The 1,975-nt window shown below is 75.0% G+C and carries 3 protein-coding genes; all 3 read left to right on the top strand.

Features of this window, described 5'->3' with window-relative positions; translation table 11 throughout:
* Positions 1 to 11: 11 nt before the first annotated feature.
* Positions 12 to 116, top strand: coding sequence for a hypothetical protein (locus BLT39_RS23550; RefSeq protein ID WP_423221495.1), 105 nt, complete (start codon positions 12 to 14; stop codon positions 114 to 116).
* Positions 113 to 730 (top strand): hypothetical protein, encoded by a 618-nt coding sequence (locus BLT39_RS21725; RefSeq protein ID WP_091069435.1) that lies wholly within the window; start codon positions 113 to 115, stop codon positions 728 to 730. The genes BLT39_RS23550 and BLT39_RS21725 overlap by 4 nt, the downstream gene beginning before the upstream one ends.
* A partial coding sequence (locus BLT39_RS21720; protein WP_207508342.1) for an LGFP repeat-containing protein occupies positions 727 to 1,975 on the top strand: 1,249 nt, incomplete at its 3' end. The genes BLT39_RS21725 and BLT39_RS21720, both read left to right, overlap by 4 nt.

Raw genomic sequence — 1,975 nt, 5'->3', positions numbered from 1 at the left:
TGGGGTTGCCGGTGAGCAACGAGTACCGGTCGGGGAACGTGGCGCGCAGCGACTTCCAGCGCGGCTCGATCACCTGCAACCTCACCACCGGCGCCGTCTCGGTGGTGACCCGGTGAGCGCGCGCCGCGTCCGCCCCGCGCACCGGCTGGCCGCCGTCCTCGGCGCCTGCGCGGTGGCGCTCACCGCCTGCTCCTCCGACGAGCTGTCCCCGACCGCCGACGGCTCGGGGGCCGCCGCCACGACCTCCACCCCGCACTCCGCCACGACCTCCGCCGGTGCCTCCGCCGGTGCCCCGACCGCCGGCACCGCGGCCGGCGGCACCGCCGGCGTCACGGGCCAGGCGCCGGACCCCTCCGCCGGCGACGGCGTCGACGTGGCCACCGACCCGCCGGCCCCGGCGCCGAACTCGGGCAGCGGTGGGTCCGCGCCCCGCGCGGTCGACGTGACGGTCACCTACTCCGGCTACGACGCCTCCGCCTCGGCCGTGGTCGCCGGGGGCGTCGTCCTGGGCGTCGTCGAGGACACCGGGACCTGCTCCCTCGTGCTCACCCGCGGCGGCCAGCGCGCCACCGCCTCCGCATCGGCCGCACCGGACGTCAGCAGCACGGCCTGCGGTGACCTCCGCGTGGACCGCGCCCAGCTGGCACCGGGGTCGTGGGACCTCGTGCTCACCTACAGTTCGCCGACGTCGACGGGGACCTCGCCCGTCCAGGAGGTCGAGATCCCGTGACCCGCCCCGCCACCGCCCGCCGCCGCGCCGCGCTGTGGGTCGCCGCGGCCCTCGCCCTGGTGCTGCTGCCGCTGGTCGCCGTGGGGTCCCCGCCCGCGCCGCGCCTGGCCCCGGCCGCCGACGGCAGCCAGTTCAGCGCCGGGAACATCATCTCCGACGAGATCTTCTTCGACGGCGGGTCGATGACCGCGCCGGAGGTGCAGGCCTTCCTCGACCTCAAGGGCGCGTCCTGCCGCACCGGCTCCGACGGCACCCCCTGCCTGCGGGTCTACCGGCAGGACACCGTCACCAAGCCGGCCGACGGCCGGTGCGCCACCTACGCCGGCGCCCCCATGGAGAGCGCGGCGGACATCATCGCCAAGGTCGGCGCCGCCTGCGGCGTCAACCCCCGGGTGCTGCTGGTGATGATGCAGAAGGAGCAGTCGCTGGTGACCAACAGCGGCTCGTCGCTGTACGCGACGCGGTACCAGAAGGCGATGGGCTTCGGCTGCCCGGACACCGCGGCCTGCGACACCCAGTACTACGGCTTCTTCAACCAGGTCTACAACGCGGCACGGCAGTTCCAGAACTACCGGCAGCGGCCGACCTCCTACGGCTACCGGGCCGGCCTGACCAACCAGATCCGCTTCTCGCCGGACGCGTCCTGCGGGTCCGCGCCGGTCTACCTGGCCAACCAGGCCACCGCCGGGCTGTACAACTACACGCCCTACCAGCCCAACGCCGCCGCGCTGCGCGCCGGCTACGGCTCGGGCGACAGCTGCTCGGCCTACGGCAACCGCAACTTCTGGATGTACTACACCGACTGGTTCGGCTCGACCCAGTCCCCGGGGGGCGGTGCGATCGCGGCGCGGTACGCCGTGCTGGGCGGGTCCGGCGGGCAGCTGGGCGCGGCGACGTCCCTCATCACCTGCGGTCTGGCCGGCGGGGGCTGCTTCCAGCAGTACGCCGGCGGGGCCATCCACTGGTCGCCCGCGACCGGCGCGGTGGAGACCAAGGGCTGGGTCGCCTCGGAGTGGGCGTCCCAGTCCCGGGAGAACGGCCCGCTGGGCTACCCGGTCGCCCCCGAGGAGCCCGCCGTGGGCGGGGTCCTGCAGCGCTTCCAGGGCGGCACCGTCTGGTCCTCGCCGTCCAGCGGCGCCCACGCCGTCTGGGGGTGGGTGCTGGGGAAGTACACGGGGTTGGGTGGTGAGTCCTCGGTGCTGGGGTTCCCGACGTCGGACGAGGTGGCGGTGCCCGGTGGGGTGT

It is taken from the genome of Klenkia brasiliensis (assembly GCF_900100695.1).
In the GTDB taxonomy this organism is placed as follows: Bacteria; Actinomycetota; Actinomycetes; order Mycobacteriales; family Geodermatophilaceae; genus Klenkia; species Klenkia brasiliensis.
This window is presented reverse-complemented; position numbering and strand designations above follow the sequence as displayed.